This is a genomic window from Haloarcula sp. H-GB4 (genome assembly GCF_030848575.1).
Classification (GTDB): domain Archaea; phylum Halobacteriota; class Halobacteria; order Halobacteriales; family Haloarculaceae; genus Haloarcula.
This window is the reverse complement of the sequence record NZ_JAVDDX010000001.1, coordinates 610,937-623,180: the sequence shown is the minus strand read 5'-3', so window position 1 is coordinate 623,180 and position 12,244 is coordinate 610,937. Positions and strand designations below refer to the sequence as shown.

Genomic DNA, 12,244 nt, shown 5'->3' with positions numbered 1-12,244 from the left:
TCCTAATGGTATTAGTGTTGTTTAACCCCACATTAGGGAGTATATATTTATCACGATTGTTTGAACTGTATCACCATTTATAAATCATCGTACCGCGGCTGGCGGTTTACATCGTGTTCAGCCGAGCACGGGTGCAGATGACTGCTCGATACCCGAAACGTACGCCGTCATGTCAGTTGTCGTCAACATTCCGACCACCCCTTCCGTTTCGTCGACGACAGGAAGGTGGTGGACACTGTGGTCCAGCATTACGCTTGCGGCCGCCTCGATGGGGTCGTTTGCCGTTACCGTAACCAAGTCCGTCGTCATGAATTCGGACACGTCTAACCCCGCCGTATCGCCTCCTTCTGCGGCGATTTCGACGAAGTCCGTGGAGGTGAGGATCCCCAGTAACGCTCCGTCGGGGTCGACGACGACAACAGAGCTAATGTTCTCGTCAAGCATCCGCTTGGCGACCGCTTTCGCGTTCGCATCGGCGGCAACAGTGGTGACAGGCGATGACATAATTCGTCCGACAAACACGTCGTCCATGACAGCTGATAACATAGGCCGAGATATAACCGTGTTGGTTCCGGATATCTATCCATTTCACCTGCTGAGAAATATATAAGGTCTTAATATTCGTCACTCGCTGCGACGGATGTACCCACTCAACTAACCGCCCGCTGTCTCCGACAACCCACTCCAACTGATCGGTTGCATCAGGGCTGTTGCTCCTCCGCTGCTGTCATGTACTGTCTGAAGGGCTACATTTCCCACGACGGTATCTGTTCGCCGTTTGGCGTTTGTATGACTGTAGTCTGACGGCGATTTATATACATAGGGACAGCAGAGAGTATCGGGGGCACGGAGGAAAATGTCACACGCTCCCCGACCCCATCCTTCCTTCAGATTGCTGGCTGTACCTTTGTGAAGACACAGGCTCCCTCAGGGGTAGCAATGTGCTTCACGGCAGTATCAGCCGGCAGTTATCTATACAAGTTCTTCGTATATGAATTAAACCATGTCTGGTCATGGCCCCAGCGTCGCTATCGCCTGTCAGGGCGGCGGCAGCCACAGCGCGTTTACCGCCGGTGCGCTGCAACAACTCCTACCAGCGGTCAACGCCGAGTACAATCTCGTAGGGTTGAGTGGCACCTCAGGCGGCGCTCTCTGTGCAGTCACGGCCTGGTACGGCCTGCTCAGTGACGGCCACGACTACGCCGGGGAACTACTGGAGGATGTCTGGTGTGATGTCGCCGCCACGACGACGCCCTCGTTCCTGCTGAACGAGTCGCTCGTGTGGCGCAAGCGACTGCAGAACCGCATGCTCCCTGCGGCCGATATCTCGCCCTACGCGACGCCGGGAGCAGTCGGCCACGACTGGTATCTGTCGCTGCTTGACCGCCACATCGCGTTCGACGAGTTCGACAGCCTCGCTGACAGGGCGCCGCCACACGTGACCGTCGGCACAGTCAACGTCAACAGCGGCGTGTTCGAGACGTTCACCGACGATGCCATCACACCGAAGGCGGTGCTGGCCTCGGCTGCGTTCCCGCTGCTGTACGAGGCTGTCGAACTGAACGGCCACTGGCATTGGGACGGCCTGTTCTCACAGAACCCGCCGATCCGGGAGTTCCTGACCAGTGACCGGCCAAAACCGGACGAGATCTGGGTTATCCAGATCGAGCCACAGACCCGCGATGACCGTCCGACATCGCTGGCAGAGATCACCGACCGCCGGCAGGAGCTATCCGGGAATCTTTCGCTGAATCAGGAGCTGTTCTTCGTCCGGAAGGTCAACGAATGGGTGGACAAAGGGTATCTCCCGGACGATTTCAAACACGTGGAGATACGGCGACTGAAACTCGATGAAAAGCTGACAGCAGCCTCGAAACGCGACCGCGACCCTCGGTTTATCGAGGATCTCATCGAAACGGGCCGAGCCGAAGCGGACGCGTTTCTGGAGCGGGTGCCGGAGAAAGCAACCGAACCGTCTGGTCAGTAGCTCTTCGCGAAGTACGCCGTCTCCTCGGCGTCCTCGCCACAGATGGCGCAATCGTCGTGGATTGGCTCCTCGTCGCGGTCAAGGGGCACCATCACGATTTCGGCCGCGATAGCGTCCTTGATCGGCTCCTCGCAGTCCTCGTCACCACACCAACCACACTTCACGTAGCCGCCGTGCTGGCCGATGGTGCCGAGGATTTCCTCGCGGGACTCAGCCTCACGGATTTCGCCTTCCAGCGTCTCCTCAGCGCTGGCATATAGCTTGGCGTGGACGGTGTCGAGGTGGTCGGTAACGGTGTCGGCGATACCGTCGCGGTCGACCGTCTCGGTTTCGCCGTCGGGCCGGTGGACCAGCGTGGCTTCCCCGTCCTCAACCTCGTGGGGGCCGATTTCGACCCGGAGGGGAACGCCGTGGAGTTCGTGTTCGTTGTATTTGAAGCCGGGATTGCGGTGTTCGCGGTCATCGAGTTCGACGCGGACGCCGGCCTCGTCGAGTTCGGCAGCGAGGTCGGCGGCGTAGTCAATGACTTCGTCCTTGTTGTCCTCCTGCCAGATGGGGACGACCACGACTTGGTCAGGCGCGAGTGCGGGCGGGAGCACGAGGCCCTGGTCATCCGAGTGGGTCATGATGAGCGCACCCATCGCGCGCCAGGACAGTCCCCACGAGGTCGTGTGGGCCGTGTTCTCCTCCTCGTCGGCGTCGGCGTAGGTGATGTCGAACGCCTCGCCGAAGGAGGTCCCGAGGTAGTGGGAGGTGGCAGCCTGCACGGTCTTACCGTCGGGCATCAGCGTCTCGATGGTCGTCGTCGTGTGCGCGCCGGGGAACTTGTCGTGGGGCGGCTTGCGTCCCTTCAGCGGCGGCATCGCCATGACCTCCTCGTAGAGGCGGGCGTACTGATCCAGACGGGTCATCGTCTCCTCCCACGCGCCGTCCTTGTCGGCGTGGGCGGTGTGGCCCTCCTGCCAGAGGAACTCCTTGGTGCGGAAGAACGGCTTCGTCTCGGTGGCCTCCCATCGGACGACCGAACACCACTGGTTCAGCCGCATCGGGAGGTCCCGGTGCGAGCGAGTCCACTGGGCCATGAACGGCGCGATGATGGACTCGCTGGTGGGCCGGACGGCGAGGCGTTCTTCGAGTTCGTCGTGGCCACCATGGGTTACCCATGCCACCTCGGGGTCGAACCCTTCGACGACGTCTTTCTCCTTCTCCAGATACTCTTCGGGGATAAACATGGGGAAGTAGGCGTTCTGCACGCCGGTGTCCTTGAACCAGCCGTCGAGATTGTTCTGGATACGCTCCCAGATAGCGTAGCCGCGTGGGCGCGTGACGATGAACCCGCCCATGGGGGCGTAGTCCGCGAGGCCGGCCTTCTGGACGACCTCGGCGTACCACTCGCCGGGTGAATGCTCCTTGCTCTCGGTGATGCCGAGTTCCTGCTCGCCACTCATTAGGTGTGTCGTGGCCCACGGCGCTAATAAACTCCCCGAAGGGTGGTGAGCCGCTGGCACGCCGACCGGACCAGTTCGATCCCTGCTCCGCGCTGCGAGACCATTGTATGGGCGATCTCAGGCTTGTTCCGCCCGAATAGAGAGAGAATCTCCGGGCTCCGGATTGCCGAAGGCTGACGCCGCGGACCCGCCGCGAAGGAACAGTTCCTGATACGGGTCGCCCCCACCTGCCGACCCCGGGACGATAGCAAGGGACCCTTCCGAAACGTTCGACACAGCATCTCTGACGGCGACTTCATGGGACTCGTCGTTGAGTTCGACAGTGACTGTGTCACTCCCCGGTGCGAACGCCGAATGGCGGATCGAGGTCTTGACGTTCCCGTAGCCGTCGACGTGACAGACCACGGACTCGGGCGGGGCCGGCACGTCGTCGAGTGACCGCTCCACGCCGAGGGACGAGTGATTCCCATTTGCGATTTCGACGACTCGCCGGGGAAACACGTCCCGCGAGCGGAACTGGCCCGTGTCCGCCGGGAGTTCGATCTCACGGAAGGTCGTGGCGTGGTCGGCGATAAACGAGAGGTTGTAGCCGGCGTCGACGGCGACGACGGGGACACCGTTGTCCAGTTCGAGGTAACAGAGCGCCCCGCCGGTGTCGGGCCGCTCCGGTGTCGATTCCGTTGTTCGTGGGGCCGTGTTCGAGTAAATCAACAGGTCGTCGAACGACGGATTGTGGATGCCGAGCTGCGCGATCCAGAACCCCGTGGCGACCGTCGAGAACGGCTTGACCTCGGTCGACTGGACGGTCATCGTCGGGTTGGCAGCAGTGAGACGGTGGACGACCTCTGAGAAGGCCGGGTCGGCCGGGCCGTAATCCGCGATAAGATGAACGAACGTGCTCATATGATGCTCCGGTCGTTACCACGTCGGTACGCCTGTATAATCTTGTGCCTTGGTACCAGATATAGGATTATCGAACGTCCCTGACGACGCCGGCACTCAGGCACCGATTGTTGTCAGCGAGGCGATAGAGTCGGCGACGCGGCGCTCCATCCCCGTCCCAGCGAATCCCGGCACGGGGTCGACAGCCTGTGCGTAGAACTGTGATTCGCCTTCGACAAACTCGACACAGAGCGCCCGCGCGCCGAAGCGGTCCAGTAACTCCCGGACACGGGCCGCGAGCGTCACCTCAACAGTCTCCTCGCTGATGACGTGGTCCAGCCCGGACACTTCCGACCGAACCTGAATCGCTCGCAGATGGGTTTCGCGGCCGTCGTTGACGGCGAAGTACTTGTACTCCACCGGCTCCTCCCGAACACAGGCCTGATAGAAATCGCCCTCGTCGCTATTTGCCGGCACACCGTCCCAGGAGTAGCGGGTGCGAGGGATGTAATCGCACTCTGGCTTTTCGAACCAGACGGTCGGCACCTTACAGCCGACCTGTTCCAACCCGTTCAGGGCGACAAGTCGGCAGGCAAGCGCCGTCGTCGGCAGGAACCCGTTCCACGTCTCAACGCCAACGCTGTCAGCGTATCGAAGGGCGCTGAACGACTCCGGCCCGAGCGTCGTATTGACGAGTGCGGCCAGGTCGTCGATATCGGCTTTGGCCACCGGGTTTCCGGGGCGGAGAAACTGGACGTCGAACCCCCGAGCGGAGAGCCGTTCTGCGACGGCACCAAACACCGGGTGTTCAGGCTCGCAGATGAAGCCGATGCAGTCCATACCGCCACGTCTCAGCGGTCCGATAAAAAAGTCGCGCAAAACCGAACGACTGAGGCACCGTGGTTTCGAAGTAGTGGTCTGATGAAGCTGCTCAGTATTGGGGGGCACTCCGGCGCTGAGAGCTGGGATATCGTCGCCGTCGTTGTCCTCTCCGCCGTAGCCGGAGCAATCCTGTGTGGGCTCGCCCTGGCCGCGTACCGACAACGCGGAACGCGCGCGTACCTGCTGATTGCGCTCGCACTCACCGCGCTGTTTGCCCGCCCGCTCATCGCGCTGTTGTCGGGGTTTTCAGTGGTTTCAGCACCGACTCACCATCTCCTCGAACACGCGCTCGATACCGTCTTTGTCGTCCTCGTCCTCGGTGCAGTGTACTACGCCCGGACAGTCGAGAAACGCCTCGATGAGGAGGGACTATGAGCGACACCAGAGCCAGAATCCACCAGCATATCGAGTCGAATCCGGGCGTTCACTTCCGAGAACTAACACGGGCGCTGGACCTCGCGACGGGACAGGTCCAGCACCACCTGGCCAGACTTGACCGCGTTCACAGCGAGTCGGTCAATGGGCGTACACACTACTACGCGTCGTCGTTTGACCCCTGGGAGCGCCATGCTATCGCCTTCCTCCGTCGCGAGACGGCGAGAGACATTCTTGTTACGCTCATACAGCGCGAAACTGCTCGCCCCGGCGAGGTGGCCGGCCATCTCGATATCGCACGGAGCACGCTCGAACACCACCTCAGCGGGCTGGTCGAGCACGATATCGTCGAAAAGCGCCGGAGCGAGGGACGAGTGACGCTGGCGCTCTGTCGGCCGGACCTGACGGTCGAACTGCTCGCGGCAGTGGAGCCCACGGGCCCCGACCGCCTGTCGGATCGCTTCACCCGGTTACTTGACAGGCTGTTCGAGAGCGAGTAGCTCAGTTTCTGCGGGCAGCGGTGCTTTCGAGTCTTGTACCACAACCCAATTGCACGGGCAGCCCATAGTGTGGGTGATGACTGAACGCGGCATTTCCCGACGCGAGTTCGCCAAGAGTGCCGTCGCCATCGGCGGCACCGCGGCACTGGCCGCCTGTCTTGATCGCGGATCGGGAACGGTACCCAAGGGAACCGATGACCCCTCGTCCCTCCCGGAGCGCCAGCACGCCTGGGACGCGTCGCTGGCCACTGACGACGCGGGGAACCACCGACTGTCGCGCCACCACGTCCTCTTGTTGCTGGACTACACTGGCGACGGAACGCCGGCCGATGCCGACCGCGAGCAGGTCGAGACTGCGCTTCGAGACCTCGAACGGGCCTACGAGTGGAGCAACGAGGGACTGCTGTTCACGCTCGGGTACAGTCCGACCTACTTCGACCGCTTCGAGGCCGACGTAGCCGGCGTCGACCTGCCCGAGCCAATGGCGCTTGCCCCCTTCGAAGACCCAGAACTCGACACGCCCGACGCACTGCTACACCTCGCGAGCGACGACGAGCGGGCCGTTATTGCAGCCGAGGAAGCGGTGAAAGGCAACCGAGACACGGTAAACGACCACGAGATGAGCGCTACCTTCGAGGGTGTGCTGCGCGAGGCGGAGCGCCGGACGGGATTCGTCGGGGCCGGTCTGCCCGCCGAGAATCAGGACGTCGACGGGGTTCCGGACTCCGAGCCAGTCCCGGAAGAGGCCCCGCTGTTCATGGGCTTCAAGTCAGGATTCAAGGAGAACCAGGCCTCCGAGGACCGGGTAACGGTCGATTCAGGGCCGTTCGCCGGCGGCGCGACCCAGCACCTCTCGAAAATCCGGCTGCAACTCCAGCAGTGGTACGAACAGGACTCTCGGGACCAGCGCGTCTCGAAGATGTTCTGTCCGGCCCACGCCGCCGAGGACAAGGTTGAAGGCGTCGGCGAGAACCTCGGCACTGACAACGGTGCCGGCGAATGCCCCGAGGATGTGGTCGACAGCGGCCGGCGGGAGGGTGTCGTTGGCCACGCACAGAAGATGTCCCGCGTCAGGGAAGACGGGACGCCGACCATTCTCCGCCGGGACTTTGATTCGACCGACGGCGGTGAAGCGGGACTGCACTTCCTCGCGCTGCAACGCTCTATCGCCGACTTCGTCGCGACGAAACAGGCGATGAACGGAACAGATGTCGCTAACGACTCCGCCGTCGGCCAGCGGGTGAACAACGGGATCCTCCAGTACATGACGGTTACGCGACGTGGGAACTACCTGCTCCCGCCACGTGACCTGCGGGCGCTCCCGCCGGCCGATCCAGCCTGACGGTTCTGGCGTCGTCAGGATACCGGGTCGCGGTTCTCGACTGATTCACGGGTGAGGGCGTCGGCGCTGACGCTGTAGCGGTACGACTGGGTGAAATAGTCGGATATCGGTCCTTCTGTCGCCGTTGATCCGGCCGGCGGGTCAGTCGTCGAAGATCCCGTACAGGTGACGACGACATCGTACCCCCACGACCGCTCGGTAACAGTATCAACGCGGCAGTCGAGGCTCATTTCGGTGTATTCACCCTGCCACAGACCGTTGTAGACGTGCCGGTACTGGTACTCGGACACGAACTCACGGACGGAGGACTCGTTCAGCGTCGCGGGCCGGTTCGGCCGTTCCTTCGGACCGTCCCGAAACTCGACGGTCCCTGTTGGGGACGGAGCGGTCGTCGCTGCTTCCGACGGGGCCGGTGACTCCGGCGACGGCGCACCGAAACAGCCTGCGGTCAGGACGACGAAACCGAGGACTACAACTCGAAGCGTTAGGGAGGGCATATCCCGGAATGTGCTGACCAATAACAAGTGTCTTGTGCCGTCCAGTTCCCGCCACGATATTCGGCCGCCGTACCAGAACGGTCTTTCAGACGAGGACCCAAAGGCGGTTCATGAATCGACGACAGTTCCTCGCCAGTGCCGGTTTCGCCGGCACGACAGTCCTAGCGGGGTGTGGTTCGCTGAGTTCCCAGTCGACACGCGCTCCACCGCTGGTCGAGAACCGCCCCGACGCCACGTACCGGCCCACCCACGCAGAGGGGATGGGAATGGCCGGGATTGCACAGGCGGGCGAGTACATGGTCGGACTGAGCTACTCCTTTCCCCACCGCTTCTGGACGGTCACTGGGACGACGGCCGAAAAGGTCGACATCCGGAGTGAGGACAGCGTTCACCTGATGGCGACTGTCTGGGACCCCGAGACCGAGATGGTCCTCCCGGTGTCCGCCGGCCTCTCAATCACCGTTGAGCGCGACGGGGAGACGGTCGCTGACAAGTCTCCGTGGCCGATGATCTCCCAGAACATGGGGTTTCACTACGGCGACAACTACGCGCTTGACGGCGACGGCGTCTATCAGCTCTCGGTCCGCGTCAACGGGATGGGTGAACGCCGACTGGGTGCCCTCGAAGGCCGGTTCAACGAGGCCGGCGAGGCGACGGTCGAATTCGATTTCGCACAGAGCACCCGCGACCAGCTCTCCTTTGAGCAGTTCCCGGACTCACAGGGCGAGCGTGCAGCAATCGACCTGATGAACATGGACATGGTGCCGACCTCGCAGGTCCCCGAAGTGTCGGCGCTGCCCGGAACGGTCCTCGGGACGGACAAAGGAAACGACGGCGTCTACGCGGTTACGTGGCTTCAGGACGCCGCGTTCCTCGCCGACGGTGAGTCGTATCTCGCCGTCTCAGCTCGGACGCCATACAACCGCGTTCCCCTCCCGATGATGTCTCTCGACGGAACCGTGGATGCCGACGGCGAGACAGTGTTTGAAGACGCGCTGACCGCCGCAGTCCACCCCGAACTCGGGTATCACTACGGCGCAATCGTCGGGACGGCAGTACAAGAGCCATCGGTCGGCATCGATGTCGTCGCCCCGCCACAGGTGTCCCGTCATGAGGGATACGAGACAGCGTTCCTGACGACGCCCTCGTTCTCGTTTTCGGGTAACTGACCGCTTCCGCTCGATTGAGACCAGACGCCCGATAGGGTTCGACCGGTCGAAATCCGTCGGTGATGATCGCTGAGGGACACCGAGAGTAACGCCTCGGCATGAGACATCTGTCGAGGCGATGCCTTCGGCGGCCTGAATGACCCTCCGCGACCGATCCGAATAGCGTTGCAGTCTGGCACCTAATCGAACCAATCTGTGTACTCGTCACAGTCGCGGCACTCGGCACGGATGCTCCAGTCATCTCCGCGCTCGTGTGACGACGGTGCGACCCTGTTTATCTGGACATTCACCGACCCACATTCTGGACACTGGCCCGGGACTTGCTCACTGAACATGAGTAATACAGTCCGTATAGTTACCAGATTTTCATGCACACTAATATTTGTTTTCCAGAATAATATGTTGTGAGATAGTACCACGTATAGAACGGCAGAGTCGGGTCGAATCCGATAGCCGAATCACTCCACAGCGAACGGACTCTCTGCCTGTTGCCACGGCCAGCCCGGGACCCGTGTCTGGACCCCCGCCGCAAGCGCGGCATCGAGGTCGTCGGCACCCGCGGCGGCCGTGTCGTCACCGTGGGTTCGTACGTCCGCAACGTGGAAGGTCGCCTCCGCGAGCAGCCGGAGCGGTTGCTCACCGGCGATCATAGCCGCAAGCTCGCGGCCGAGGAGTTCGTCGACGACAAAGCCTGGGTAATCGCCTGTGACGTCCAGGCCTCGGAGCAAGCGAACCAGCGCGGCGACGTTGACCGCTCGGTCGCCGTCGGCGAACACCTCGTCGATAGCAGCCGTATAGGCGTCGTCTGTGAGCGTGTCAACGTCGACAGCAAACTGGGAACCGAGGAAGGCTCGCGTTTCATTTATTAGCGGGACAACGTCGTCGCCCCGTTTCTGGACCCAGTCGTACTCCTCACGGACGGTTTCAGGTGTCAATCGCATGCCGGCGTCTCACGTGGCGGCCGCTTACCGTTTGTGGGCACACACAGCGGCGACTGCGGGACAGTTCCGACCTCCGTATTGCGAAGGCTTTTATAACGCGAGGGGAATACTGAGAAATAGAGGACGGTTTTCCGGACATCTCTCCACGTCCGGAGGCAACTCACCGATAACTGATGACTTTATTAGAGAGCGTACATCCCGCGGCACCAGGTCGACCCGCACCAGCCGTGGACGGCCCCGCTACCGGGATGACCCGTTTTGAGCTATGAGCACTGTAGACAAGCAACTCGAAGACGTGAAGGCAACGATCGACGAGGAAGTCCCGCGCCGTATCTCCGTCTCGGATGTCACGTACGAGGGACCGGAACTCGTCATATACACGCGGGACCCGAAGGAGTTTGCCGCGAACAGCGACCTCGTTCGCCGGCTCGCATCGAAGCTCCGGAAGCGTATCACGGTCCGCCCGGACCCGGACGTACTGGCCCCGCCAGCCGAGGCCGAAGAGGCAATCCGGGACCTCATCCCCGAGGAAGCCGGCGTCATGGACCTGAATTTCCACGCTGACACCGGCGAAGTCGTCGTTCAGGCACAGAAGCCCGGCGTCGTCATCGGCCGGCGCGGCTCGACCCTGCGTGAGATCACGCAGGCGGTCGGGTGGACGCCCGAAGTCGTTCGGACGCCACCCATCGAGTCCTCAACGGTCGAGAATGTCCGAAACTTCCTCAAACAGGAGCGCGAGGACCGCCGCGACGTCCTCGAACGCGTGGGTCGGCAGATCCACCGCGAGCCGATGTCGGACGATGAGTACGTCCGTATTACGACGCTAGGCTGCTGTCGGGAGGTTGGTCGCGCCGCGTTCATCCTCTCGACGCCGGACACGCGAATCCTCATCGACTGTGGCAACAAGCCCGGCTCGAACGGCGAGAAGCCGTATCTGGACATTCCGGAGGCGTTCGGGGCTGGAACCAATGGTATCGACGCTGTCGTTCTGACCCACGCGCATCTCGACCACTCAGCACTGGTCCCGCTGCTGTTCGAGTACGGCTACGACGGCCCCATCTACTGTACCGAGCCGACGCGGGACCTGATGGGACTGCTGACGCTCGATCACCTCGATACCGCCGCGGACGACGGCCGCACCCCGCCGTACGACTCCGAGATGGTCCGTGAGGCGATCAAACACACCATCCCGCTGGAGTACGGCGACGTGACCGATATCGCGCCCGATATCAAGCTGACACTGCACAACGCCGGCCACATTCTGGGCTCGTCGGTGTGTCACTTCCACGTCGGTGACGGCCTGTACAACGTCGCTTTCTCCGGTGACATCCACTACGACGACACGCGCCTGTTCGACGGCGCGGTCAACGACTTCCCGCGCGTCGAGACGCTCGTGCTAGAGTCGACTTACGGCGGCCGCAACGACTACCAGACCGACCAGGAAGACTCGGAGCGAAAGCTCAAACAGATCATCCAGAACGCCTACGACCGCGACGGGAAGGTCCTCATTCCGACCTTCGCCGTGGGACGGGCCCAGGAACTCATGCTCGTCCTCGAAGAGGCGATGCGGAACGGTGATATCCCCGAGATGCCGGTCCACCTCGACGGGATGATCTGGGAGGCGACAGCCGTCCATACGACCTACCCCGAGTATCTCCGTGACGGTCTGCAGGACCGCATCTTCGACGAAGACAAGAATCCGTTCCTGGCCGACCAGTTCAACCCTATCGACGGCGGTGACGAGGAGCGAGAGGAAATTGCCGACGGTGATTCCTCTATCATCCTCTCCACGTCTGGGATGCTCACCGGTGGCCCAGCCATGTCCTGGCTCGAACAGCTCGGCCCCGACCCGGATTCGACGCTCACCTTCGTTGGCTATCAGGCACAGGGAACGCTCGGCAAGCGAATCCAGCGCGGCATCGACGAGGTGCCCGTCGGCGGCAAGGGACGCAGCGAGAAGGTTCCGCTGGAGATGACCGTCGGAACGGTCGACGGCTTCTCCGGGCACGCCGACCGGCAGGGGCTGGAGAACTTCGTGAAGACGATGAACCCCCGGCCCGAGAAAATCCTCTGCGTGCACGGCGATGAATCCGCGACACAGGACCTCTCTTCGTCGCTGTACCACGACCAGAACATCCGGACCTTCGCGCCGGAGAACCTCGAAACGTTCCGCTTCCGCTGACCGGTCGCTGTTCTCGATTCGCTATCAGTAATCAGACAA

Annotated in this window: 12 protein-coding genes; 6 read left to right on the top strand and 6 right to left on the bottom strand. The window is 62.2% G+C overall.

The window, feature by feature from the left end:
- Positions 1 to 117: 117 nt before the first annotated feature.
- Positions 118 to 531, bottom strand: a complete 414-nt coding sequence (locus RBH20_RS03360) for a CBS domain-containing protein (protein WP_306705491.1) — start codon at positions 529 to 531, stop codon at positions 118 to 120.
- Positions 532 to 1,003: 472 nt separating this feature from the next.
- Here RBH20_RS03360 and RBH20_RS03355 point away from each other — a divergent pair, with 472 nt between their 5' ends.
- Positions 1,004 to 1,987, top strand: coding sequence for a patatin-like phospholipase family protein (locus RBH20_RS03355; RefSeq protein WP_306705489.1), 984 nt, complete (start codon positions 1,004 to 1,006; stop codon positions 1,985 to 1,987).
- Here the strand turns inward: RBH20_RS03355 and proS are convergent.
- The 3 genes from proS to RBH20_RS03340 all read right to left on the bottom strand — a co-directional run bounded on the left by proS (position 1,981) and on the right by RBH20_RS03340 (position 5,157).
- Positions 1,981 to 3,435, bottom strand: coding sequence for a proline--tRNA ligase (gene proS / locus RBH20_RS03350; protein ID WP_306705487.1), 1,455 nt, complete (start codon positions 3,433 to 3,435; stop codon positions 1,981 to 1,983). The two genes, RBH20_RS03355 and proS, sit on opposite strands and share 7 nt — an antisense overlap.
- A gap of 117 nt (positions 3,436 to 3,552) precedes the next feature.
- On the bottom strand, positions 3,553 to 4,338 hold the full coding sequence (locus tag RBH20_RS03345; RefSeq protein WP_306705485.1) for an SAM hydroxide adenosyltransferase: 786 nt from the start codon (positions 4,336 to 4,338) through the stop codon (positions 3,553 to 3,555).
- 96 nt (positions 4,339 to 4,434) lie between these two features.
- A complete protein-coding gene (locus tag RBH20_RS03340) occupies positions 4,435 to 5,157 on the bottom strand; it encodes a hypothetical protein (RefSeq protein WP_306705483.1) in 723 nt (240 codons plus the stop codon).
- Between the two features lie 81 nt (positions 5,158 to 5,238).
- On the opposite strand from RBH20_RS03340, the gene RBH20_RS03335 reads away from it, so the two are divergent.
- The 3 genes from RBH20_RS03335 to RBH20_RS03325 all read left to right on the top strand — a co-directional run bounded on the left by RBH20_RS03335 (position 5,239) and on the right by RBH20_RS03325 (position 7,416).
- Entirely contained in the window at positions 5,239 to 5,574 is a 336-nt protein-coding gene (locus RBH20_RS03335; protein ID WP_306705481.1) for a hypothetical protein, read from the top strand.
- The gene (locus RBH20_RS03330) at positions 5,571 to 6,074 is read left to right on the top strand and encodes an ArsR family transcriptional regulator (protein WP_306705479.1); all 504 of its coding nucleotides are present in this window, start codon (positions 5,571 to 5,573) and stop codon (positions 6,072 to 6,074) included. Before RBH20_RS03335 ends, RBH20_RS03330 begins: the two co-directional genes overlap by 4 nt.
- Positions 6,075 to 6,150: 76 nt before the next feature.
- Complete coding sequence (locus RBH20_RS03325; RefSeq protein WP_306705477.1) at positions 6,151 to 7,416, top strand: Tat pathway signal protein; 1,266 nt, start codon at positions 6,151 to 6,153, stop codon at positions 7,414 to 7,416.
- Between the two features lie 14 nt (positions 7,417 to 7,430).
- Here the strand turns inward: RBH20_RS03325 and RBH20_RS03320 are convergent, their stop codons facing one another.
- Positions 7,431 to 7,913 carry a hypothetical protein gene (locus RBH20_RS03320; protein WP_306705475.1) on the bottom strand — a complete coding sequence of 161 codons (483 nt, stop codon included), beginning with the start codon at positions 7,911 to 7,913 and terminating at the stop codon, positions 7,431 to 7,433.
- A 110-nt stretch (positions 7,914 to 8,023) separates the two neighbouring features.
- Between RBH20_RS03320 and RBH20_RS03315 the strand changes: the two genes are divergently transcribed.
- On the top strand, positions 8,024 to 9,082 hold the full coding sequence (locus RBH20_RS03315; RefSeq protein WP_306705473.1) for a hypothetical protein: 1,059 nt from the start codon (positions 8,024 to 8,026) through the stop codon (positions 9,080 to 9,082).
- Between the two features lie 458 nt (positions 9,083 to 9,540).
- Here the strand turns inward: RBH20_RS03315 and RBH20_RS03310 are convergent, their stop codons facing one another.
- Positions 9,541 to 10,023, bottom strand: coding sequence for a hypothetical protein (locus RBH20_RS03310; protein ID WP_306705471.1), 483 nt, complete (start codon positions 10,021 to 10,023; stop codon positions 9,541 to 9,543).
- A 265-nt stretch (positions 10,024 to 10,288) separates the two neighbouring features.
- Between RBH20_RS03310 and RBH20_RS03305 the strand changes: the two genes are divergently transcribed.
- Positions 10,289 to 12,205 (top strand): beta-CASP ribonuclease aCPSF1, encoded by a 1,917-nt coding sequence (locus RBH20_RS03305; RefSeq protein WP_306705469.1) that lies wholly within the window; start codon positions 10,289 to 10,291, stop codon positions 12,203 to 12,205.
- Positions 12,206 to 12,244: the final 39 nt, after the last annotated feature.